Genomic DNA, 22,529 nt, shown 5'->3' with positions numbered 1-22,529 from the left:
TCCATACTTGGTCTATTTTTCCTTAAGGCTCGTATACATAATAGTACAAACCATCGTAGGAGGTATGGACATGAAAAAGAAAATATTTGTACTTGGCGGTACAATTATCCTTTCCCTTTCGCTCGCAGGATGTTTCCAAGGAGAACAGTCTATGGATGAAATGGATCCGCCGCGGGAAAATGCGGAACCGGTGAATAATTTAGAAGAGATCCCGTCAGATAAAACGGAAGAAAATAAAGAGGCGGAGGAAAGCAGTACAGCAACAGTAGAAAGGGAACTATATTTATTGGATAAAAACGGGATGGTAGCAGCTCAGACGCTGCAATTGCCGGAAACGGATCAAGTAGCGTCCCAAGTGCTGGAATATTTGATAAAGGACGGTCCGGTAACGGAACTTTTGCCTAACGGTTTCCAGGCAGTGTTGCCTGCAGGAACGGAAATTTTAGGAATGAATTTGCTGGAAGACGGGACATTGATTGTTGATTTATCCGAGGAATTTAAAGACTATCAGCCGGAAGAAGAAGTGCAAATATTAGAAGCAATGACGTTTACGTTAACCCAATTTGAAAACGTAGATCGGGTACAGCTGTGGATAAACGGCCATCATCAGGAAGCGATGCCTGTTGCGGGAACCCCGATCGGAAAAGGATACTCCAGAGAGATGGGAATCAATGTAATGGCGTCGAACACGCCGGATTTATTAACGAGTGAGCCGGTGACAATGTATTATCCGCAAGAACAAAACGAAAACCGGTATTACGTTCCGGTAACCCAATATATTGAAGAAAAGGACGGCAACTTATACCGGGGAATTATCGAGACGCTTTTAGACGGTCCGGGATATAGCGCCAACGTGAAACACGTATTTAATACGAATGCACAGCTATTGGCTGACCCGGTGCTGGAAGATGGGGTTTTAAGTGTCCTGTTTAATGAAGGAATTTTAAAAGACAGCGAGAAAGCAGTTATTTCCGATGACGTGATGGAGACGATCGTCCGTACGCTGACGGAACAAGAGGGAATCGAAGCAGTAGATATTAAGGTGGAAAGCATCGAACAGCTCGTAAACGAAGACGGAGAAGTATATGAGGAGCCAGTGTCCAAACAATATTTCACCCCGACCGAACAATTATAAATTATAATGATAAGGAGAACTTGGCGTTTGCTAAGTTCTTTTTTCTTCTGTTCCTATAATTCATGGCAAAACGGGATTAACGTGTTGATTTTGCAGAAAATATGGTAAGCTAATGATGAAAATAAGGAGGAATTATGATGCGAAAAGAAAATAGGGAAAATAATGGGCTCAGACCCATTTCAATCATACCGGATTACATTATCCATCCGGAAGGCTCTGTATTAATTACGGTCGGCAATACGAAAGTAATTTGCAATGCAAGTATCGAAGACCGGGTACCGCCATTTATGCGGGGACAGCAGAAAGGCTGGATTACGGCAGAATATGCCATGCTGCCAAGAGCAACAGCCCAGAGAAACATTCGGGAGTCCTCCAAAGGAAAAGTGAGCGGAAGAACGATGGAAATTCAGCGTTTAATCGGAAGAGCACTCCGCTCCGTCGTCAATTTAGACGTCATCGGCGAGCGGACAGTATGGGTTGATTGTGATGTTATTCAGGCGGATGGCGGAACAAGGACGGCGTCCATTACCGGAGCTTTTGTTGCGGTAGTACTTGCTTTCGGCAAGCTTCTCGAAAACAAAGTAATTGATAAAATGCCTGTTCTTGATTATCTCGCTGCAACGTCCGTTGGCATTTTAGCTGATGGAACGCCAATTTTGGATTTAGATTACGAAGAAGATTCCCAGGCAAATGTTGACATGAACATCGTCATGACCGGCTCTGGCAAATATGTGGAAATTCAGGGGACAGGAGAAGAAGCGACCTTTACCCCGGAAGAGTTGCAGACGATGCTGCAGCTTGCAAATAGCGGGATTAAAGAAATAATTGAGGTGCAAAAATCGGCTTTAGGTCCTTTAGCAGCAAGAATCGGGGAATTGCGTGAAGAAAACAGTTGAGGTGAAGAATGAAATGGATGAATTAATCATTGCAACGAAAAATGCGGGAAAAGCAAAAGAGTTTCAGCAATTTTTTGCCCAATTACATATTCGCGTCAAATCTTTATTAGATTTTGACGATCTTCCTGAAGTGGAAGAAACAGGGACAACTTTTGCGGAAAATGCCAGGTTAAAAGCAGAAACGATTGCGGAACTTTTGAATATGCCTGTGCTGGCAGATGATTCGGGATTAGAAATCGATGCGTTACAAGGAAGACCGGGAATTTATTCGGCCCGATATGCCGGAGAAGATAAAGATGATGAGGCAAATATCCGAAAAGTATTAGAAGAAATGCAATCAGTCCCGATGGAAAATCGCACCGCCAGATTTGTCTGCGTATTGGCGTTGGCGGAAAAAGGAAAGGAAACGGTCATTACGGAAGGGTATTGCGAAGGGAAAATTGCTCTTCATCCTGCCGGAGAGAACGGATTTGGCTACGATCCAATTTTCATTCCAGAGGGATATACAAACACGTTGGCTGAATTAGACCCTTCGGTGAAACAAGAGATTAGCCACCGGAGACATGCGATGGATCAGCTGCAAGCTCTTTTGCAGCAGAGAAAAGATTAATTTGGTTGTTGGCGAGAAAAATCAAGCCAAATTTCAGTTAGAAAGGAACACTGGTAACGATGGGATCTGTGTTGATTCTTAGTGACAGCCATGGCTGGAAACAGGAAATTACGGAAATTGTTTCACGGCATACGGTGGATAAGATTATCCATTGCGGGGATTCGGAATTGGATTTTGATGCACCGGAACTGGAAGGCATGTATAAGGTGAGGGGAAACTGTGATTTTGACACCCGGTTTCCAACCGAAGAAAAAGTACATATTGATGGACTAAACTTTTATATTGTCCACGGCCATTTGCACCGGGTAAAAGAAGGGCTTCTCACGCTCAAATATCGGGCGGAAGAAGAGGATGCCGATATTGTCTGCTTCGGCCACACCCATATTGCAGGTGCTGAACAGATCGATGAACTAATCTTTATCAATCCCGGAAGCATCCGCTATCCGAGAATGCGCAAAGAAGCGACCTATGCGGTTATTTCTTGGGATGATAAAAGCAAAGTGCAGATTCGTTTTTTTACCGTTGACGGAAATGAATTAACCAGTCTTTCGCTGGAAGGAAAGTTGAAATAATAATTGTGTCCTTCTCAACTAAGTTGGGAGGGATACTTATCTTCTTATGATAAAATTTGGCAAAAACGGTTGACAAAATTTTGGGAGATACATATAATATAATTTGTCCGTTAAATTTAAAGCCTAATAAAAACCAATACGCGGGTGTAGTTTAGTGGTAAAACCACAGCCTTCCAAGCTGTTGTCGAGGGTTCGATTCCCTTCACCCGCTCCATATGTCCCAGTAGCTCAGCAGGATAGAGCAACGGCCTTCTAAGCCGTCGGTCGGGAGTTCGAATCTCTCCTGGGACGCTACTGAAAGGGCGTCAAAGCCCCGTCAGACAAGCCTTCTAGTACGGTAGTTGAATCGGTCATGAACCGGTCAACAAAGCCGTGCTAGGAGGCTTATTTTTATGACGAAAAAGAAACCTTTCCTTCACGTTGACGGCAATCTCTCCGATCTAGGTCTCTCCAATTTATCCGAGGTATATAAGTCGAAACAGTCTGAACGTAAGCTTAACGACGGCTTTCCGGTGGAAAAAGCATTAAGAACAGTTATAAGACAGATGAAAGCCGCCGGATTAAGAGAACGAACAATAAGCGATTACGACTTACATATTAATAACTTCTTTAACGTTACAGGCGTTCAATATATGGAAGAACTTAATGCAAACCATATATATGAATGGCTTGCCTCTATGAACGTTAGTAACTCCACAAAATTAATCCGATTAAAGTGTTTAAAGGCGTTTTTAAACCGTTGCTTTGATAATGGATGGCTAGAATCAAAATTTTGGAAAAACATCAAAATTAAGGTAGATACGCCTATCAAAGAGGGGACTACTGAACGCGATATTCAAATGCTACTCTCTTTACTCGATTTAAGTAAATTTGTAGAATTGCGTGACGCTGCCGCCGTTTTATTGATGTATCAAACTGGTATTCGTATCGGCACACTTGCGCGGTTAGAACATAAACACGTCAACCTCGACTCTTGTTTACTGGTTATTGACGGCGGAATCGTTAAGAATCACGAAAACATTTATTTACCGTTTGACGATGTTCTCGCGCGTTTATTGGCAGTCTTAATGGACCAAAACGAAATTATAAGACGAGAACGAAATAAGAGGAATAATCTATTGTTTATTACGAAAAACGGGGATTCCGTATTAAGGTCACCTACAAATAATCATATCTCGAAACGCCTGAATATGTATCGCAAAGAGTACGGACTTAAAAATATAAATCCGCACGCGCTACGTCGGGGATTTGCGAAAAACCTTCTTAAAAAAGGGGCGAATATCTCTTTAATTTCGAAAGCGTTGGGCCATAGCGACTTAGCCGTAACCACAAGATACCTTCACTTAGGAAAGGAAGAAGTTGCAGAAAGCCTACGGAAATTTTTGTAATAATCAAATATTAAAAAAGAACAAAAAAAAGAGGCGCTGCATACTTTTCGTATACCTACGCCCAATTCCATATACCGTAAGTCTAGTATATCGAAAAAAACGGATAAAATCAATATTCTGTTCGTCCGACCACTGAATCGAACATATGTTCTACAAAAGTGCATTAAACGGCGGACAGGAAAGGGCTAGAACGGAAGGACGGAGTAGAACGGGGACAGGGCAGCCGGCGCCTCTAAACGGGAGGCAATCGTAATGAAAAGTGAAACAAAGTACGAAGTTTTAACCTTTGAAAATCTCAAAAAATACCGGTCATTCGAGAATATCTCGGATATGGACGAGGCTATTTATGCATATATTGAACGGTTAAGAGCCGACGAAGTGCCGGAATCAGCTATTGAGGTACTACGTTTTTTAGGGCGTTCAAGCCTTCGAATTACAGGCGTTTCATTCGCTAAGTACGAGACTATCGGGAAAGCCATAGGCAAGTCGAGAAGTACCGTTATAAGAGCGATAAACACACTTGCAGAATACGGAATGATTGATCGTATCGCAACGGTTAAAAAGTGGCGGGGAAGAAGTCGGAAAAAGTCCGTCAATATCATCGTTATTAATCCGACCATGCAACAAGTGGAACCGCAAAATGAAACCGCAATGGAATACGAGGAAAACCGTATGGACAAGCCTTCTTATGAAGAAAACGCAGTAGAACCAGTTTTTTCTAATCATAATAATACAAATACATTAAAAGCTACGGCGGACAATAAAGCGGAGAAAGAGCCGGGCATAGAAAACCATCCCCGCAGCCTTCGACAAGCAATTCCGGCAGTAATTTACGAAGCTATGGCGCCTTATTTTGACGCTAACGGACTATACAAAGCATACGGTACTTTACTCAGAGCAAAGGCGAATATTGATCGTACTATAGCCGTAGAAGAACACGGAGCTGACTACGTTGACGTATTCTTGAACGTAATCCGGAAGTACAAACAAGGTTATGTACGGAATTTAGACAGTTACCTTTATTCCGCATGGAATCGGTTATCGGCCGAGATTAGCAGGCGGCTAAAATGGACGGAGGATGAAGGCGGAGGAATACTCGCGTTTAATCCGTACTAATTTTAATCCGTACTACCAGTAATCCAGTAATCGTAATTTTAATCGGTACTAATCGGGTGTGTAAAGTAAATTTACTTGACATAATTCGGCATATAATTCGGCATATAATAGTAGAAACCGGAATCATTACGAATTATTACGAATTATTCCCGTTACAAATTTACTCGGCTATTTAACGTTGGTTCTTCGCTGGTTCTTCGCTGGCTCCTCGCGGGTTCTTCGTTATTTAACGTTGTTTGTACGCAGCAGCTATTACGTTTAGTTTTACGTTTAGTTTACCGGGCGACGCATTCACGGCGAACGCACCCGCCAAAACTCGAGGGGCAGCGGCGGAAGTTAGTCGGAAATTGCCGGAACTTGCCGGAAATGGAGGAAATGGAGGAAACGGACGTAAGTAAATAATCGTTAACGTTGCGGCTATTGCGGTTGTTGCGGTTATTTGCAGCTATTGCGGTTATTTGCAGCTATTGCGGTTGTTGCGGCTATTGCGGTTGTTGCGGCTATTGCGGTTGTTGCGGCTATTGCGGTTGTTGCGGCTATTGCGGTTATTGCGGTTGTTGCGGCTATTTTCTTCTATTTGCGGAAATTTTACGGCGGATCCCCGCTATTGTTCCCGCATATCCCGCATATCCCTAATATCCCGCATATTCCGCATGGTTCCGCCAGATTGGCTTTTTATTAGGCGTTAAATTTAACGGAACTATGTATCTCTGGGCGGAAAGACACGAAAAAAAGACGGATTTATTTTTCCGCCTTTATTTTTGCGTATAAAGTCGAACGTTTGACGCCGGTTAGTTTGCAGATGTAAACGTTAGAAACGTTATAAATACCTAATCCAAGGCCAAAGGCCTTGCAAGTTTGCCTTGCAAACTTGGATATATCCATATCCGATATATTCGATTATAACGGGATAACGGCATAAACGAGGATAACGATATAAACGATAATAACGGATAATAACGATATAAACGATAATAACGGATAATAACGATTAAAACGTTAGAAACGGCCTATAACGTTATTTCCGGTTATTCTCGGTTACTCCGGTATATGTCGATATAGTCCCGTTAAAATGTCGTTAAAATATCGTTAAAATAACGGTCAATGTGTAACACGTAAAAGCCGGCTGCTATACGGACGGAGATATAATGCGGTTTGTGCCGGTTCCGGGGATATTATGGCGTGGTTTCGGCGGATTCCTTCATTATATGGCGAAAAATGACGGCTAAAACGTACGAGGCGAAATGAGGCCGATTAGGAGCCGGTTAGAAGCCGGGTTGTCGGCGGATAAGGTAGACGTATTTACACGGTATGAAAGCGTCTGTGTGAGCGTTTATGGCGACGTGTGGCGACGTGTGAGCGTTTATAGGCGTTTTATGCCGTATGTTACCGGGCAGCGCGTTCACGGCGCACGTACCTGGAAAAACTCGAGGGGCACGTCGTTAAATAACCGTCGAAATAGTCGGACTATTCCTGATAGTGTCGTTTATTACGGCAAAATCCGTCGCAAAATGGCCGTCGTTTTATCGTGAGAGACGGGAAAACGGCTGCACCGGATGGCCGGAAACGGCGAGAGGCCTTGCGGCGCAAGCGTTTGAGCCGTGTTGCATCAGGGCAAAATTGGTTTACATAATGTATGTTATCGGAAGTAGCTTATGTTTGAATTTTCAGAAAATTCAGGCGGGGGTCGGTATTTCCGCGGCCGCCCTGCCGGGTGAGCGCAAATTTGCGCCAAAATTTTCGAAATCCGAGGTCAAAATTTCGAGGAATAAAGCGCTAGTTTATCGAACCTTACCTCGGAAGCCAAGCGCTAGCCGCTCGAAAAGCAAGCGCTAGCCACAACTTCCCTAGCCGTAAAAATTTTCCGCCAAAATTTCGAAGTTCCAGGGCGGAATTGAGCGGAGCTGAACGAAGTTGAACGGGAATGAAACGTACTTAAACGGAACATAACGAATGCATAGTGATTTGAGCGATTTTTGCCGAGGAATTAGCCGTTTTCTTTACGAGGTAGGGGAATCGGTCTTGAAACGGTAAAAACGCCTAAAAGCACGGAAAATTTAAGCGAAAACCGGGTCTCTACCGGAACCTACCGAGCCTCTACCGGAACCTAACGGGTCTCTACCGAGTACATAATGTTTTAAGCGATTTTTACCGTGGATTTAGCCGTTTTCTTTGCGAGGTAGGGGAATCGGTCTAGGAACGGCAAAAACGCCTAAAAGCACGGTAAATTTAAGCGAAAAATTACGTTAAATAATTCGTCGAAAAACACCGGACTATTCGTACAGTTCGTAAAGTAAAGTAAAGTAAACGGAGGAACCGGCGCAAACATCCTAGTAATTCGCCAAGCCTGCCGGTTTAAACGTTTAAGCGCCGTCATTCTTTTACTGGAACAAGTGTTAATAGATCGCTTATATCTATATCCAACGCGATACAAATTGCTGCTAATGATTCCCGTTGATAACGCCTAGTTTCATCGTGGTACATACGTCTAACTGTTTCAAATTTAAGTCCCGACTTTGTCGCAAGTTCTCGTATTGAGATTTCGTTCTCTGTTCCTTTTCTAGCGTCAAGAATCGCTTTTAAGTTACATTTTACGTCGTAAATTCGTCTGTTTTCGTCAAAATTAGGTTTGTTCATTTTTCTATTTCCTCCCAATCCGATTATTATTCACTCTTTGATTATAAAAAATGGTTTACCGGATAACAACGAAAAGTAGTTGACATTGAAAAAATTATGTATTAGAATAAATATCGACTACAAAACGTAGTCAAAATAAATCTGAAAGGGGATAACAAAATGGAAGAAAATAAGCCGGATAAATTGAATTGGTGGGACGGTAAAGTGAACGGCGCAGCCGTAAAATGGTTTGAGGGCGACGCTTACGTCCGCTTACAGGATTACGAGGCGTTACTTAAAGAATTAAAGGCGGAAAAGGAGGCGGATTAGATTGACGCAGTTATTTTGGATTAGCGCAGCAGGCGAGGAACAAAACGAGATCATGCCGGACTTACTCGCAATTTACGACTTTTTGCAGTTTGACGTAAGGCAGCGGACGAATAACGAGGAATGGGCGGCGGAGTTACTGGCGGTAGAATCGGCACTAATCGAAGAATATTTTAAGATTCACTCGCTGCCTGCCGGACTAGTCGATAGCTTAAAGCGGATTGACTGAGGCAATACGAATTTATGCGAATTTATGCGGATAAAAGTTTTTCACGGTTGGCGACGTGGAGGACTTTCGAAGGCGACTCTCGTCGGAAGTTTAAAACGGAGTAAGGCGTTGGCGCGCCTTACGGAAAGGTGGTTATTCCTTTGGATTTAATTATATTTTACCACCGTACTATTCAGAGGTATACTCAAACCTCAACGGTAATCTACGTTAATGTACGGTAGCCTGCCGCGGAATTCATGCGACAGCTTTTCTCACCTTATCGAGCGCTAAATAGCCTCGATTTTAGGACGGAAAATCGCCCTCACTTCTATTTAAGTTATATTTCGATCCCGCACCGTCTCCCTGCTTTATCGCTCCCTCTTTCCAAGTGATAAATTTGTTATCGACTTGTAAAAGTGCCCTCACTAACTAATAGCACCAAGGTGCCTATTTTTGGGACATTTAATTTAAATTTCCAATTAAAAAAGCCCTGTCCGTTTTACGTTTGAGTACACCTCTGAATAGTACGGTGGTAAAAGTGGTAAAAGCGGGTGATTAGTAGGTGATAGGTAAATTTCCGATAGGTGATAGGTAAAAATACGATAGGTGCTCGGTAAATCTACCTAACGTAACTATACTGTATTAACTAAACTATAATAACTAAACTTTAAAATAATACGACGAACGTAAGTGAAGTCGGAAAGAACTTGTTCTTTCGAGAATTGTAGACAATTCCCTTGCAAGCTAACGCTTGCCATTATACCTATTCCGGAGTTACTTATTCCGACAATTCCGGATATATAGGGCGATAAAGGCGGTTATTCCGGCTAACTCGGTTATTCCGGTAAGGGCGATAAAGGCGGTTACTCCGGACATAGAGGTAAAGGCGGACATATAGGGCGGTAAGGGCGATAAAGGCGGACATATAAGGCGGTAAAGGCGAAAAACTGAGCCTAGATATGCAATTCGGCAGCCGTAAAGCACACTATATTATGAGGGGAGTTTTTCGGGAAGGTCGAAAAAATTACGTATACATGGTTGTAAAAACCGGGTTTAGTTGGACTATATAATGAGAGGGCCGTGCCAGTCGTTAAATGACGGGCTTTTTTTTATTTCTTAAACGAAGAAAATCGGAATAGAAAGGAGTAAACGAGATGACGAAGGAGACGTTTAAATTAATCCGATGGTACTTGCGAATGAACCAAGAGCAATTTGCCGAGTACTTAGGCGTAACTTATTCGACAGTCGCCGCAATTGAATCGGGAGAGCGAGGAATTTCAGAAAACGTTCGAGGTAAGATTGCGCATAAATTTGACGCAAGTGATCCGGATTTTTTGGAGTACGTTAAGCGGTATCAGGCGCTGCACAAAATGCCGGAGTAGTTCCGGAAAAGTAGCCTCGGATACGAGCGAGCGCGAAAGCATATGGCCGAGGATAACGGGCGCAACGGATAAAGGCGGATATAGGCGAATATACGGATATAGCGAATATAGCGAATATACGGATTAACTTATTCCGGAGTTAATTAATTAACGAATAATCCGTAATATATGGATAACACGACGAACGTAAGTGAAGTCGTTAGGCGTTAGCCTAATGCATTGTAAACAATGCACGGAATATGACGTGGAATTGTTCACAATTCAAAGGTGCTAACGCACCTGCAAGCTAACGCTTGCTGCTATACCTATTCTCCGGAGTTACTATTTTCGACTTAGAAGCCGGTTAAGGCGGTAAAGGCGGTTATTCCGGCTAACTCGGTTATTCCGACTAACTCGGTTATTCCGGTAAAGGCGGTAAAGGCGGACATATAGGGCGCAGCATTATAACGGAAAGGCTTTCGCCTTAAACGCATATCCTGGCGGTATATGTATCTATTTTCGGCGGTAAAAAAAGCTAATTACGATACTGATATAGAAGATGAACCAAATTCTGAAAAAACGGCTGAAACCGTTGGGGCGCAACGCCTCGACGGCTTTTTGGATTGCACCCAAAAACCCTCCTATTTCTTCAAAAATGCACCCAAAAACCCTCCTATTTTTTGAGGACGGAAAAGGAAAGGAATGAACGAGTTTGACTAAGAGAGTGAGAGATTTTAAGCGGGAGCAGTTAATATGGAAAAGCGCAAGCCCGGAATTAAAAAGTAAAGCGCTAAAAATGACGCAAAACTTCGTTATGATTGACGGTCAAGCGTATGACCCGGAAACAGGCGAAAATATCACGGACAGGATTCACGTTGAACCGGTCATATCGGCGGCACAGAGAGAAGGACACCAAGTAATCGAAACGTTAAGACGCCATGAGCAGGAGAACGGCGGCTATGTGTTCGCCTTTTTCTACGAGATGCAGGAACTAGCCGAGCGATTCCCGAGCCTTAGCCAGTCCGATTTGGCACGGTTAATGTTCATCGGAACCTACGTCTCTTACAACGAGGGCGACCCATCGCATGGATATTTACGGCACGATAACGGCGTTCCAATTAACAAAAAGTCTTTGGGCGAGTTGTTACAGATGAGCCGCAACAAATATAGCGACTTTTACGCGAAGTTAATCGAAGAAAATATACTTGTTGAACTCCCCGAGGGCCTAGCGATGAATCCAACGGTGTTTTACAGGGGCGAAAACCTGGACGCAATTAAAGGCGATTATCAATATACGAGGGTTTTTCGGAAAACCGTCCGAGAACTTTATTCGAAGTTTGACGGGCGTTCAATCAAAAAATTGGGCGTTGTTTATTCGGTGTTACCTTACGTTAATTTTAGTTTCAACATCATTTGCGATAACCCACACCAAGTTATCGACGGAAAAATACAACCGATGAAATTAAAAGAACTAGCGGAGAGGTTAGGATATAAAGACTATAAACACCTGCTAAAAACGATGCGGGAGATTAAGTATAAAGATCAGCCTGTTTTCAAGTTCGTCGATGACGGCAAAGACCGGCGCAGCAGTTACATCGTCGTCAACCCAAGCGTCATTTACGCCGGAAATGGGAAGCACTTAGACGCAATTAAAGTACTTTTCGACTTACCTATTAGCTGCCGATGAAGCGGTTTTTCCTGCCGCCGCGGAGGCAGTCAATCTTTTTAATACACCGCAGGAAGGAGTGAGCGAGTGATGGAAGTGTCGAAACTTAGCGTTCTAGTCGAATATCTTAAGGCGCTAGCTGCGCTCAAAGCAGCCGGACACCATACGAACCTAGAAATAAACTCGACAATGGACGCAATCGAGCGAGAATTAAAAAAATCAAACTAAAAGATTGAGGGAGAGATTGAGGGAATGAATGAATTATTAACGCAAGCAATCGAAAACAGCAAGGAAATAAGCGGAGAATTAAACGATTTAATCGCAAGAATTGACGTTTTCACGGAAGGGGTGAGCGTCAATGACTAAGGTTTGCACGAATTGCAAGACGGAAAAGAAGCTCGAACAATTCTATGCACCTTCCCGCAGCCATTGCATCGACTGCGAGCGACGAGCGGCCAAGGAACGGATGAAACGGTATTATGCTACTTTCCGAGGAAAGGCTGCGCAAGCACTGAACGATTCACGTAAAGCCGTTAAACGGATTGAACGCGAGCAAGGCGTGAAAGTCGAGGATGATTTAACGATTTACGAGGTATTGTGGATTTTTTCCGAGCCTTGTTGCGCCTATTGCGGAAAGGAAGTACCGGAGCAAGATCGGACACTAGACCATATTACGCCGATTAAATACGGCGGAAGTAATACGTTTGATAACGTAATGATGGCGTGTAGGTCATGTAATAGCGCAAAGGCGGACAGGCCAGTATACGACTTCATTCACAGACAGCAAAATATCGAAGCTACCAAACAATTAGTCGAGCGGGTAGCAGCGCGACGGGTCACTAGTTATTATGACGTATTGGACGAGTGGGAGCAACAAGCGACCTACTACCACGTTGAGCAAGTGAAGGAGAGGCTGCGCAAAAGAATGAGGGAGTATCGCAGGAAACAAGCAACAACGCAAGTAGAAAAGTGACGTTTTTTAAGCTAAACATAGCCCTAGAAAGCGATTAGAGACGATTAGAGACGTTTTAATTTTCGTCAAGGTATTTCTTTATGAAATGCTAAAGTGACGATTTTTAACAAGGATAACGGAGGGATTACATGATTGAAGATAAGCGAAATAAACGAAGAAACAGCGGCAACCAACGGAGCCAACGAACCAACCGCAATCCCAAGCGCCGGAACAAACGCAAGTTCAAGCAATATAATAAGAACGGCATACCAATGTTGACGCCACGTCCGCCTCGTTATTTAAGGCGCGACGGAGAGGAGTAACAATGCGGCTACCTAAGTTAAAGGGCGTTAAGGTCATCGACAAAGGCGACAAGCCGCGTTATCAGGATAGCGACGTGTGGGAGAAGTCGTCGGACATCGTCGTGTATAACCTCTATGAGCAAGACTGGTGCGACTTAAAAGCGGAAGGCTTGACCCATATATTTGACGACGACAAAGCCGAGTTTGACCGTAGAAAAGTGGCTTTTTACGGAGGCAAAGGAAAACTTGCCAAGAAATACAAGGCGTATGCGATTACCTGGGGCAACGAGGTTGGCCTAGGTATCGAAGAATATGATGGAGACGAAACGTTATCAATCGCAAGCATTTACCTTAATCCGAGGCCAAGCAACAAGGAATTATTCGATATAGCAGCGCGGCACGTTATCGAAGGATTAGAATCGGGCGAGTATACCTTACTCCGGGTTACTAATCCAATCCGGGCAAAATATCAGTGGATCCAGCGATACAACGGGCAAATATTCGTTAAACGAGAGCCTAGCGCCCATATGCCGTTTATTCAAGCAAGGCTACTCGCACAGGACGCGTTACAACGAAAAACAACGATTATTGAGAAGTTTGGCGGCGGGTTAACGTATAAGCACAAACTTCCCGGAAAAGGGGGCGAGTAAGAATGCGGGGATTCTTCGCAAAGAAAGACGGGGCATTCGATGACGAAACAATGGACGGCTTAGTCCGAGCCTTTGTTGAGATAAAGCGGGTTGACCGTACAAAACGCAAAGTAAAGATGACTATTACCGATTGCGGTACCGGAAAAACGGTTTATAAAGCCGAGTATTATACAGCGGTAAAGACCGACTTTGCAGCGTATAACAACGCATGTGATGACGCTAAGCAAGTAATCAAGCGCGAGAATTACGTTCTTTACGGAGAGATCGGAACAAATGTTGAACTACCAGTCATTATTACGGCAAGTAGACGAATGCGATAAATGCGATAAAAGAAAAAACTAAGGGGGAAATGTGATTATGACGATTAATATCAAAGACAAATATCAAAAAGAAGTTGAGAAGGCGGTTAAAAAATTCCGGCGAGACGTCGAAAAAATCAAAACAAGCGAAAACCCATACTATCATGATGAAGCGGTAAGAGATTACGAGATTCAGCGATTAAGGGAAGAACTTGAAAAACAAGTTAACGAAATAAACAAACAATTCAACGCGGAAATAGACGCAAAAATCGAAGAACTGGAGCCAATCGCAGCAAAAAGCTTTTTTAAGCCGACAGAAACGGACAAGCGCCTAGTTGACGAGTTTGTGTCGGAGTTTTTGGCGGATGCAAAACTCGCCTTTTCCGATTCTGAGAAGCTAGACGCCTTCGAAAAGTTCGAGGAAAAACTAGGATTTTTGGACGAAAACGGGCTGTCACTCGTCCGCAAGCGCCTGCCGGAATTATTTGACGCTTTAAGCGATGATACGACGCTACAAAGCAAAATCCGCGGACTTAATAGAACGTTAAAAGAGCTGCAAACTACCGAGAAAATGGCGCTGGAAGAATTAAAGGAGCAAAAAATGAACGGCATAGACGCTGCATTCCGGAGGCTCCGGCTAATTCATCCCGCTTTCAGCGACTACAAATATAATCGCTATAATAACGCTAATCGATAATGTCGTTTTCCTGCGATGAAGGCGGATTGTAAACCCGCCGGAGCAGGATACTGCGTACAAGGGGATAACGTCGGTAGGCAGGAACTATTCGGCGTATATCCGAGCAAGGGCGGGGAGTATCCCGCCTATTTTTTCGTAAACGGGGGAGATTGAATGGAGTATATTCAACGCAATACAATCGTGACCTCAACGGAGGAGTACAATTTATTAGCGGCAGCCGTCAAGGAAAAGGGCGGCCATATCGTCCATGCATTCACGTTGCGCCACCAAGGCGCCGGAATATCGGTTCAATACATGATTCCGGTAAGGCGGGAAGAAACCAGCGAATAATTCTATTAAGAGTAAGAGTAAGAGCGTCTCGCTTTCGGGCGGGGCGCCTTCTTTTTTGTCCGCATGTATGTTGCTAGGGCGCATTTAAACGCAATTTTTAACGGTTAGTCGGGGAGTTGTCGGGGCAAGTGCAAAATAAGCCTTGACGCTAACGTCTATATTGCGGTAAAATTGGTTAACAAAATTAAACGGTCAGTTGACCGGTAAATGAACGTCTCAACAACCGTATTATTAAGGACGAGCCAAGATGGAACGGGAGTTCGAATCTCTCCTGGGACGCTACTAACAAACACGTCAAAACGCTGATATATCAAGCTATTTGACGTGTTTTTGTTTTTGGGTAAAAATTTTCAGAAAATAGAAGTTTTTTATACTGTTTTACACTTTTTTTCACAAGGATGATCCAAGTTACGTATTAAGAATGGTTAAAATTCTTTATTTAAGAAATAATTATCCCATCAACAAAATTCAAATTACCATTTTTGCCATTGACGAACTTGTGATACCCTCAAATTAAATTTATTTGTTTAAATCATGTTAGTGATAATTTTTTAGTTTTATCTAATTATTGGCAGTATAAAGTCATCTCTTGATTAATAACTCCTCATTTGAAATCAAAGCAAAAATGGTATTGCTTTTCAGTCTCATAATCATGAAGGGAACCACTAAAGTTCGTGATTTTAATTGCTCTTTTATTGGTTATACGGTATCTGAGGGTGCTATTTTTTATTTCCTTCATGCTGTTTATTACTAATTTTAGATGAACTGGATACTTTCATAGCTAACAAACCAATCATCCCACCAATCAGAATTAATATTATGTCTAGAAAAATTTGCCAACCTTGAAATGCTGAAATATAATTTACTAAAAACCAACTTTTGCCACCATCAGTCAAATGGTTGATTAATCCACCTATTCCTTGGATAAGGAAAAGTAAACTTAATCCGTTAAGAATTTCTTTCATCCTTGAACACCTCATTTATTTTTCTAATTTAAAATTCCTCTAATCCCTATATTGAAAAAAACAACTCCAACTAATCCTACTGCTCCTAAGATTGAAGAAATGGGCAACTCATTTAATTTTGATCTAATTTTATTTAAAAAAGATTGTAGTTTTTCTTTGAACAAAATATTTATCCCTAATAAAAGTAGGGAAGGAAGCACCATAACCATGTTGTACCCGATAATAATTGGAACAGAAGAAGCAGGCTTCATTGCTAGATGATTCATTAATGAAATAGAATAGAAGTAGGGCAATGCTGTTACAAATTCTGTTAGAAAAATGATGATGCCTAAAACAACCATGCCTCTAATGGTTGTTTGCCGTGGAATCCAAGAAGTGATTCGTTGAACCGAATTTTTGCTTGGTTTCATGAAGCTAATGAAAACGAGAATGGCTCCAGCAACAGTATAAAACCAATTGATAAAATCAAATTCAGAAATTTGTTCGATCAACTTCAATAGAGTTTCTCCACCAAAATACAATAATAAACCTGTTATGAAATATCCTAACTGTACAATGAATATAAACACAAGTAGTCGAGAAGGTAACTGATTTGGTTGTGTGAGTAATAAATAGCCGGTTACACCAAGCACACCAGGACTTAAAATATCAATTAATGCACATATGGATATAATCATTAGAGCTACAGAAAACTCTAAGGATGAAGATGGCATGATTGTTTCAATTATTTGAATCAAAAATTTAGTACCCCCTTGGTATTGTGTGGTATTATTTAAATAACACAGTGTGCTAAAAAGATAATAACACACTGTATTAAAAAAGGGAAGTGATTTTTTCTGTGCCAAAAATTGTAAATCACGATCAAAAGAGGAAAGTAATTGCTGAAGCTGCATGGAAAATTGTTGAGAGTGAAGGGTTTGAAAAAGCATCTATACGAAGAGTAGCCGCTGAGGCTGGGATGTCTCCAGGAGCTTTGCGACATTATTTTTCAACAAAAGATGAAATGTTAATTTTTATAATGGACTACTTTTTCGATATTGGGAAAAAACGTTCCGACCATAAAGAATGGTCAAAAGATCCATTACAGGCAGTTGAAGAAATATTACTAGAACTTGTACCAATCGATGAAGAAAAGAAGATTGAAACAAACGTTTGGTGGATTTTTGCACTACGCTCCCTTACAAGTGAAGTATTAAAAGAGAAAAAAGAAGAATTGACGAACGGTACATATGAATTAGCAAATTCAATATTGGAAATTTTAGCTCTGAAAGGGTTACTCTTGGAATCAATTGATGTAGAGTTAGAAAAAAGTCGCTTAGCAGCATTCATTGAAGGACTATCCGTTCATGCATTATTAAGACCTGATGTTTATACACCTGAAAAGGTGAAAGAGGTAATCAAATATCATTTAGAAACACTTTGTAATAAAGGAATCGTAAAATGAATTACATAAAAAGTTAGGAAAAATGCCTTTAAATTGGTAAATAAATTTAGGCAGTATTCTTCTTGTAAACGAGCACATTATTTCAGCTCGCCATTTTCATTTTAATTCGGCAATAAATCTGAAATAATGTGCTTATTTTTTCAATTTAAATCGGATTATGCAAAAATCTGTTCAAAATATTTCAGCTAATCATTTCAATAAAAGACCCCTAAAAAGGGGCATCTATACATATATAATCATGTATATTTATTCGAACTTTATAAATCTCATTAGGATGGAGGATAAACTTTACGTCTTGATCCAGAGTTACAAACCAATCCAAATCTTTTTCTAGGACTGCTTTAAAATATCTATTTTGAATCCTAAGATCAAAGTGGTATCCTTGTTCAATCCAATAGGCCTGCTGACCTATCCACACACGCCATTCCATTTCTTCATGATTATAAACCAATATTCCTCTTTTCATATTCCAATATCCTCTATGGCTAACCTAACTACTTCTTCGTCAATCTGTTCTTTTTTTAATTGGAACCCAAATAACAGGCTATTTATCGTTATTTTATTAATCACTCTTGGCCAACCTTGAGAACGTAACGCAATGGCTTCTAGTGCGGATTCAGTAAATATTGGCATTTTTGCACCAGCGATTTTTAGATGGTGATTGATATATAAAACAATCTCTTCCTTTGGTAAGGGTTGAATCTCATATTTCATGATCAACCTTTGTGACAACGGGCGATGATGATTCATTGTTAAACGTGTCTTTAAATGTGGTAATCCTGCTAAAATCAAGATAAACGGGTTGGTGGAATCCATTTGAAAATTAAACAATAAGGCGATATCCTGTAAAAATGCATCCTTTGCTAAATGCATTTCATCTAAGATAAATACAGGTGTTACTTTTCTTTCCTTGTCCATTCGTATGATTCCTTGTTGGATCTGTCGGAACAGGTCTACTTTTCGATACTTTGGTTCTTCACCTAACCCATAGGCTAGTCCACGATAAAAATCCATGACACCACCTGTTGATAATGGAAAATAAATTACGTGGTATAATGATGGATTTAACGACTCCTTAAACGCTCTTAATGTAAATGTCTTACCAGCACCTGGATCACCAATAAGAAGACCAATACCTTTTGATTTCTGTAAATATGTTAACGCATTTAAAGCTCCTTGATAATCTGAAGATAAAAATGCATCAGATGGACGTAAATCTTTCGAAAAGGGTTCTTTGGCTAAAGAATAGAAGGATTTATACATGTCGATTCGCCTCCTTTGATTCTTCCGCTAGTTGGGTTAAAGAAAAAGGAGAACGAACTCGCTTGACACGGGCGTTATCTGTTAAAGAAACAGGCTTTGCTTCAGCCACTTTCTTATTATCTTCGAAAATAAAAACGCCAGTATCATCTATTCGTAAATCCACAGAGTATCCAATAAATTTGGCTGGAACCTCATAAAGTTGTTTGTTTAGGCTAATCGTTCCATCCGCCTTCACCTTTCGGTGGACTCGTTTCATAAAGATAACATCCAGAATGGATGGATCATCTAAAAACGTGATATTTTCTAATTGAGAATGAAAGACTTCATGCGGAGTTTTACCGTCTAATGATGCATGAACCCTTCGATGATAGTCCTCCTCTAGCCATCTCCAGAATCGTTCATTTAGCTCTTCTAAGGATCCCACTGGGTCTGTTTCTAATAACGGATAGAATCTTGTCTGTACTGTTTTGAAGAACCTTTCAATTTTCCCTTTACTTTGCGGATCATAAGGCTGTGTATGGGTTAATGTAATCCCAAGTTGAGCACATGCATACTGTAATGTTTCAGATCGATAGATCTTTCCGTTATCTGCATAAATCATAGTAGGTTTTCCTCTGCGAATTAAAGCCTCTTTTGTTACAATTCTGAGCCCATCAAACCCTTCGGACGTAAAAAACTGTGCATATGGAACTAACCTTGAACAGTCATCGATATAAGCAATTAAAAACGTCTTTTTTACTTTGCCTTTAACTTTGATATAAGGACCATGTGATAAATCAGCTTGCCATAATATGTTCACTTTCTCATAGGCAAATCGTTTTCTTTCAGGTGCTGCAGAAAAAATTTTTCCTGCAAGGTTGTATTTTTTTAATAAACGGTTTATAGTAGAATATGATATTTGGTTTTTGGTGATTTCTCCTTGTTGGATGAGATGTTCATAGAAAACACTCACCGGCATATGGAGAAATTTTTTTCTTATGGCTAAAATATGATCTTGATCATCTGGCGATAATCTTCTCGAGTTTCCCCGATCTGCACGCATCTTTGGTTTTAATGCTTCAAATCCGTGCCTACGATAATTAAGCAGCCATTCTTTTATCGTTTTCACAGCTATTTTTCGTTCTCCATAATAAGGGATTTGGTGGACTTTACCTTCCAACTCTTCAAAATAGGCTTTTGGATCCACTTGGCCATTTAATAGTGGGGCTATTAAACCATAACGAAATAAGGCAATTTGTTCTCTTTCTTTCTCAGTCATCGATTTCTCCTCCTTTTTTGATAAAAGAGGACGACCGGTCATCCCTAATCTTATTCTACTTTTTTCGTCATTATTTGAACACGCAAAAGGTATGTGGGACGATAAAAAATTTTTTCGAATCAAAATATCAGCGAATTAATTTGACATAAAATAGGAAGATAAATGTCCCCATGAGCTTCGTAAGAAGGACGATTCACCAAAATTACGAATCATTTTCAGATATTTTTTTGCTTCCTTTTTTATATCACTAGAAACCCCTATTATTTCCCCTAAATATACAAAGAAACTATGAATCCAACTTATATTTTTCCGATAACGAAGCCAGTGAAAAGCGAGTAATTGACGGCTTCCTTTCGTCTTTTTGTTCTGTAGGAACTGTTCCATTCTCTTTAAAATAAGATCCAAGCTATGTTGGAAATAAGGAATCAGAAGGTCTGGAATAATCGAAAAGGTCTTTTTACAAGATAAACAAATAAGTCTGCAAATAGGAATCTCAAATACAACATCATCAGTTATGGCGTAACGCCAATAATAACCATGTCTGTGCAGATTTCCTGAAGCTATACAGTGACAGTTCGGACACTTATCAAAAATAGGGAAGTTGTTCATTTTTCCCCTTTTTGCATATTCCTCAAGACTAATACCAAAATCATGTAAAATAATCATAAAAAATACTCCCCCGTTCCAATATGCAAAAAAATTAGCACATTTTCCCGGCAGAGTACATACCTAAATCCGGAAGAATTTGAAAATTCTATAACAAATTTAGAGGATATAATATGGAAATTTACAGTATTCTATTGTATGCTGCTTTTTATATTATCGGATTTTTCCTGAAATCTGAATTTCTTATTGAATAAACTGGGCTAAAATTATGTGTGTATGAACATTATTTTTAAAAATTCCAAGTCCCCATAAATATGCTGCATAAACAATGATGCTTATTCAACTAACTGCGACAAGAGTTCAGTAGTGAGGTTTTATGCGTTACACTAAAAAAGAACAAATGTTTTATTCCTATGTGACGGGGTGTTGTTGAATGAATAATAGTAATACTAAGTTGGTGTTTTATGGTGCTGTAAGTTTAGACGTTGACAATTTTTAAGAGTTTATTGAGGAACGTGAAAAATTAATTTATGAAAAATTATCCCAATTATTACTTTGATTCCATGAAATTTATTATTTTTAGTTAGGAAATATCAGAGAGGAAATCTATTTTGTTTTATATTTTATCCTTGAACAAAAGATATATTTAAACGTTCTCCTGGGACGTCATTAGGTGAAATTAGAGTTCCGCAAGAAAATTGGAAAACATGCCCAAACGTAGATGTATCAAGCGATTAAGCGTGTTTTTGTTTTTGGGTAAAAATCGAAGAGAAAAGCAGTTTTTTATACCGTTTTACTAATTTTTTACACAAGATTTTTATTAATATTAAACTAACGAGGCAAGCGTATAAAAAATCAATAAAATTGTATTGTAAAATTATTAATTAATGGGAGGAGAAAATTTTGAAATGGATTAAGGAAAAGAGAGTAGAATTACAAAGAATAATAGATAGTATTAATCCCGAGTTCGACAGTAAATAGGCACAAATTCACTTTTTAATAAAATGTATTTCCTATGATATCAATCTTTTCGTGGATTTGTGCTTAAAATTTTTTGAATTTTACATAGGCACACGTTTAATAAAATTTGTGTTTACATTATAATGTTTATGAATTATAATATAGGCATGTATATTAGAAGGGTGACTCGCAAAAACAAAGATGGATCAAGAGTTTCGTACATACATTCAGCTCGCTCAAAACGTGTGGGATCCGAAGGCCAAATATGCGAAAGCGAAGGTGATTTATTCATTCGGTCGTGAAGATGATCTCGATATGGCCGTACTCGAACGACTGGCCCAAAGTATCAATCGATTCCTCACACCCGAAGAGGCACTGAAGTCGAAACAAAAAATTAGAGATACAACTGAATTTTTATTCCGGTCTGTCAAGCAACTGGGTGGCATTTGGCTATTTGATCAGCTTTGGAAAAAATTAGGGATGGATACGATTCACGAAGAGATTTTTAAAGAGCGCAAGCACGAAATCAATTTAGAACGTGCCATTTTTGCAATGGTCGCAAACCGTGCGCTTGCCCCTTCCAGTAAATTAGGAATGGAAGAATGGATATCCGAAGATGTCTATCTCCCTGGGCTTTCAAGTGTTCATTGCCATCAGCTTTACCGTGCCGTGGACGAGTTATTGGATGCCCAAAGCTTGTTGGAAGATCGTGTATTTGACAATGTTTCCAACCTGTTCAATCTGGAAGTTGATCTTCTCTATTTCGATACGACATCCAGTTACTTTGAAGTCGCCCCCGACGAAACCCCGGAAGATGACGATTTTCGGCTTCAAGGATACTCGAAAGATAAACGTCCGGACCTCGTACAAACGGTGATTGGACTAGCGGTTACACGTGAAGGCATTCC

Annotated in this window: 26 protein-coding genes, 2 tRNA genes and 1 pseudogene; 21 read left to right on the top strand and 8 right to left on the bottom strand. The window is 40.6% G+C overall.

Features of this window, described 5'->3' with window-relative positions; all coding sequences use genetic code 11:
* Positions 1–70: 70 nt before the first annotated feature.
* From IEV18_RS05015 to IEV18_RS04975, 9 genes are all read left to right on the top strand, one after another.
* Positions 71–1,135 carry a GerMN domain-containing protein gene (locus IEV18_RS05015; RefSeq protein WP_188391285.1) on the top strand — a complete coding sequence of 355 codons (1,065 nt, stop codon included), beginning with the start codon at positions 71–73 and terminating at the stop codon, positions 1,133–1,135.
* A 137-nt stretch (positions 1,136–1,272) separates the two neighbouring features.
* Positions 1,273–2,031, top strand: coding sequence for a ribonuclease PH (gene rph, locus IEV18_RS05010; RefSeq protein ID WP_188391284.1), 759 nt, complete (start codon positions 1,273–1,275; stop codon positions 2,029–2,031).
* A gap of 13 nt (positions 2,032–2,044) precedes the next feature.
* A complete protein-coding gene (locus tag IEV18_RS05005; protein ID WP_188391319.1) occupies positions 2,045–2,641 on the top strand; it encodes an XTP/dITP diphosphatase in 597 nt (198 codons plus the stop codon).
* 59 nt (positions 2,642–2,700) lie between these two features.
* Entirely contained in the window at positions 2,701–3,213 is a 513-nt protein-coding gene (locus IEV18_RS05000) for a metallophosphoesterase (RefSeq protein WP_188391283.1), read from the top strand.
* A 140-nt stretch (positions 3,214–3,353) separates the two neighbouring features.
* Positions 3,354–3,427: transfer RNA gene (locus IEV18_RS04995), tRNA-Gly, on the top strand.
* Between the two features lie 3 nt (positions 3,428–3,430).
* Positions 3,431–3,504, top strand: a tRNA-Arg gene (locus IEV18_RS04990).
* A 101-nt stretch (positions 3,505–3,605) separates the two neighbouring features.
* Positions 3,606–4,601, top strand: a complete 996-nt coding sequence (locus tag IEV18_RS04985) for a tyrosine-type recombinase/integrase (RefSeq protein ID WP_188391282.1) — start codon at positions 3,606–3,608, stop codon at positions 4,599–4,601.
* 252 nt (positions 4,602–4,853) lie between these two features.
* Positions 4,854–5,717, top strand: a complete 864-nt coding sequence (locus IEV18_RS04980; RefSeq protein ID WP_188391281.1) for a helix-turn-helix domain-containing protein — start codon at positions 4,854–4,856, stop codon at positions 5,715–5,717.
* Positions 5,718–6,156: 439 nt separating this feature from the next.
* On the top strand, positions 6,157–6,399 hold the full coding sequence (locus IEV18_RS04975) for a hypothetical protein (protein WP_188391280.1): 243 nt from the start codon (positions 6,157–6,159) through the stop codon (positions 6,397–6,399).
* Positions 6,400–8,090: 1,691 nt separating this feature from the next.
* Here the strand turns inward: IEV18_RS04975 and IEV18_RS04970 are convergent.
* Positions 8,091–8,354: a helix-turn-helix domain-containing protein gene (locus IEV18_RS04970; protein WP_188391279.1), complete on the bottom strand. Its 264-nt coding sequence runs from the start codon at positions 8,352–8,354 to the stop codon at positions 8,091–8,093.
* A 159-nt stretch (positions 8,355–8,513) separates the two neighbouring features.
* Here IEV18_RS04970 and IEV18_RS04965 point away from each other — a divergent pair, with 159 nt between their 5' ends.
* From IEV18_RS04965 to IEV18_RS04955, 3 genes are all read left to right on the top strand, one after another.
* Positions 8,514–8,663 (top strand): hypothetical protein, encoded by a 150-nt coding sequence (locus tag IEV18_RS04965; RefSeq protein WP_188391278.1) that lies wholly within the window; start codon positions 8,514–8,516, stop codon positions 8,661–8,663.
* A gap of 1 nt (position 8,664) precedes the next feature.
* Positions 8,665–8,889: a hypothetical protein gene (locus IEV18_RS04960; protein ID WP_188391277.1), complete on the top strand. Its 225-nt coding sequence runs from the start codon at positions 8,665–8,667 to the stop codon at positions 8,887–8,889.
* Positions 8,890–10,022: 1,133 nt separating this feature from the next.
* Positions 10,023–10,250: a helix-turn-helix transcriptional regulator gene (locus tag IEV18_RS04955; protein WP_188391276.1), complete on the top strand. Its 228-nt coding sequence runs from the start codon at positions 10,023–10,025 to the stop codon at positions 10,248–10,250.
* A gap of 332 nt (positions 10,251–10,582) precedes the next feature.
* Here IEV18_RS04955 and IEV18_RS04950 read toward each other — a convergent pair whose 3' ends face one another.
* The gene (locus IEV18_RS04950) at positions 10,583–10,723 is read right to left on the bottom strand and encodes a hypothetical protein (RefSeq protein WP_188391275.1); all 141 of its coding nucleotides are present in this window, start codon (positions 10,721–10,723) and stop codon (positions 10,583–10,585) included.
* Positions 10,724–10,941: 218 nt separating this feature from the next.
* Between IEV18_RS04950 and IEV18_RS04945 the strand changes: the two genes are divergently transcribed.
* The 7 genes from IEV18_RS04945 to IEV18_RS04915 all read left to right on the top strand — a co-directional run bounded on the left by IEV18_RS04945 (position 10,942) and on the right by IEV18_RS04915 (position 15,125).
* Positions 10,942–11,916, top strand: a complete 975-nt coding sequence (locus IEV18_RS04945; protein ID WP_188391274.1) for a hypothetical protein — start codon at positions 10,942–10,944, stop codon at positions 11,914–11,916.
* Positions 11,917–12,253: 337 nt separating this feature from the next.
* Positions 12,254–12,868 carry an HNH endonuclease gene (locus IEV18_RS04940; RefSeq protein WP_188391273.1) on the top strand — a complete coding sequence of 205 codons (615 nt, stop codon included), beginning with the start codon at positions 12,254–12,256 and terminating at the stop codon, positions 12,866–12,868.
* A gap of 128 nt (positions 12,869–12,996) precedes the next feature.
* A complete protein-coding gene (locus tag IEV18_RS04935) occupies positions 12,997–13,170 on the top strand; it encodes a hypothetical protein (protein ID WP_188391272.1) in 174 nt (57 codons plus the stop codon).
* Positions 13,171–13,172: 2 nt separating this feature from the next.
* Positions 13,173–13,799 carry a hypothetical protein gene (locus IEV18_RS04930; protein ID WP_188391271.1) on the top strand — a complete coding sequence of 209 codons (627 nt, stop codon included), beginning with the start codon at positions 13,173–13,175 and terminating at the stop codon, positions 13,797–13,799.
* Between the two features lie 2 nt (positions 13,800–13,801).
* Positions 13,802–14,119, top strand: coding sequence for a hypothetical protein (locus tag IEV18_RS04925; protein ID WP_188391270.1), 318 nt, complete (start codon positions 13,802–13,804; stop codon positions 14,117–14,119).
* Between the two features lie 37 nt (positions 14,120–14,156).
* On the top strand, positions 14,157–14,795 hold the full coding sequence (locus IEV18_RS04920; protein WP_188391269.1) for a hypothetical protein: 639 nt from the start codon (positions 14,157–14,159) through the stop codon (positions 14,793–14,795).
* A 153-nt stretch (positions 14,796–14,948) separates the two neighbouring features.
* On the top strand, positions 14,949–15,125 hold the full coding sequence (locus IEV18_RS04915; protein WP_188391268.1) for a hypothetical protein: 177 nt from the start codon (positions 14,949–14,951) through the stop codon (positions 15,123–15,125).
* A gap of 719 nt (positions 15,126–15,844) precedes the next feature.
* On the opposite strand, the gene IEV18_RS04910 is transcribed toward IEV18_RS04915, so the two are convergent.
* Together IEV18_RS04910 and IEV18_RS04905 are read right to left on the bottom strand one after the other, a co-directional pair.
* Entirely contained in the window at positions 15,845–16,090 is a 246-nt protein-coding gene (locus tag IEV18_RS04910; RefSeq protein ID WP_188391267.1) for a hypothetical protein, read from the bottom strand.
* A gap of 23 nt (positions 16,091–16,113) precedes the next feature.
* On the bottom strand, positions 16,114–16,827 hold the full coding sequence (locus tag IEV18_RS04905; RefSeq protein WP_188391266.1) for a GAP family protein: 714 nt from the start codon (positions 16,825–16,827) through the stop codon (positions 16,114–16,116).
* Positions 16,828–16,928: 101 nt separating this feature from the next.
* On the opposite strand from IEV18_RS04905, the gene IEV18_RS04900 reads away from it, so the two are divergent.
* On the top strand, positions 16,929–17,534 hold the full coding sequence (locus tag IEV18_RS04900) for a TetR/AcrR family transcriptional regulator (protein ID WP_188391265.1): 606 nt from the start codon (positions 16,929–16,931) through the stop codon (positions 17,532–17,534).
* Between the two features lie 208 nt (positions 17,535–17,742).
* Here IEV18_RS04900 and IEV18_RS04895 read toward each other — a convergent pair whose 3' ends face one another.
* From IEV18_RS04895 to IEV18_RS04880, 4 genes are all read right to left on the bottom strand, one after another.
* Positions 17,743–18,000 carry a DUF5348 domain-containing protein gene (locus IEV18_RS04895; protein WP_188391264.1) on the bottom strand — a complete coding sequence of 86 codons (258 nt, stop codon included), beginning with the start codon at positions 17,998–18,000 and terminating at the stop codon, positions 17,743–17,745.
* The gene (locus IEV18_RS04890) at positions 17,997–18,797 is read right to left on the bottom strand and encodes an ExeA family protein (protein ID WP_188391263.1); all 801 of its coding nucleotides are present in this window, start codon (positions 18,795–18,797) and stop codon (positions 17,997–17,999) included. Before IEV18_RS04890 ends, IEV18_RS04895 begins: the two co-directional genes overlap by 4 nt.
* Positions 18,790–20,055, bottom strand: a complete 1,266-nt coding sequence (locus tag IEV18_RS04885; RefSeq protein ID WP_188391262.1) for an IS481 family transposase — start codon at positions 20,053–20,055, stop codon at positions 18,790–18,792. Before IEV18_RS04885 ends, IEV18_RS04890 begins: the two co-directional genes overlap by 8 nt.
* 135 nt (positions 20,056–20,190) lie before the next feature.
* A complete protein-coding gene (locus tag IEV18_RS04880; RefSeq protein ID WP_188391261.1) occupies positions 20,191–20,721 on the bottom strand; it encodes a DUF6431 domain-containing protein in 531 nt (176 codons plus the stop codon).
* A 1,067-nt stretch (positions 20,722–21,788) separates the two neighbouring features.
* On the opposite strand from IEV18_RS04880, the pseudogene IEV18_RS04875 reads away from it, so the two are divergent.
* A pseudogene (locus tag IEV18_RS04875) lies at positions 21,789–22,529 on the top strand (IS1634 family transposase); the annotation flags it as partial.

The sequence above is a fragment of the Compostibacillus humi genome (genome assembly GCF_014637175.1).
Lineage (GTDB): Bacteria > Bacillota > Bacilli > Bacillales > Amphibacillaceae > Oceanobacillus > Oceanobacillus humi.
Note: the sequence above shows the minus strand (reverse complement) of the source record. Positions and strands in the feature narration are given on the sequence as shown.